Here is a 744-nt window from a genome sequence, read left to right as displayed (position 1 = left end):
AAAGTAAAATCACCATAAGGCACTGAATAAAATAATGAATACTCTTGTTTATAGCGTTTTTTAGCGTTTTCCAATGTGCGACTAACATTAAAATTAACGAAATCAGACCAGCCTAATGGGCTATCCCAAGACAAGGAAGTGTTTGCTTTCCATTCATCCACTTTTTTATAACCATAATTATTAACTGACGCGGTTACACTCCAGGGTTTAACATCAGTGTTATTAATCCGAATAATAGACATTCCTTCTACACTACCCGGCAACACATCTAACTTCACTTTATTTGAGCGTAATCGGTTAGCTTGATCGATCGCTTGTTCTATATTAGAGAGTTTTAGTGGCTTACCCTCTACATTGGGGAAAAGAAATTTATGATTAACCCTTCTATCTCCCCCCTCTATACGCTCGACTACCCCTTCATTTATATTTAACCCCAATTCACCTTTGCTATTCCGTGGTAAGAAACTGACACGAGCAGCAACATAACCTTTAGTCAAATAGGTATTGGTTATATTTCTTGCCAACTGGTTAGCATCATATATAGTTATACATCTGTCTGGCGAATACTCAGGAGTTTCAAATTGATCATCGATAAACAGCATATTTCCACGGAAATAAAAACCAGTAATGTTTAGACATTCATCTTCCACTACTAATGTATTTTCAGATGCATGGTTTTGGTGAAAATTATTGCTATTTGTTGATAATTCATTTAACTCATTAGCATATAGGCCGTGGCTAAAT

The 744-nt window shown here is 35.8% G+C and carries 1 protein-coding gene; it reads right to left on the bottom strand.

Features of this window, described 5'->3' with window-relative positions; translation table 11 throughout:
* Nucleotides 1-744: ShlB/FhaC/HecB family hemolysin secretion/activation protein (locus V1952_RS22245; protein WP_420075597.1), on the bottom strand; the 744-nt coding region annotated here is incomplete at both ends.

This window comes from Yersinia sp. 2542 StPb PI, from assembly GCF_048593855.1.
GTDB lineage: Bacteria > Pseudomonadota > Gammaproteobacteria > Enterobacterales > Enterobacteriaceae > Yersinia > Yersinia enterocolitica_E.
The sequence above is the reverse complement of the archived record's forward strand: the minus strand, read 5'-3'. Positions and strand labels throughout refer to the sequence as shown.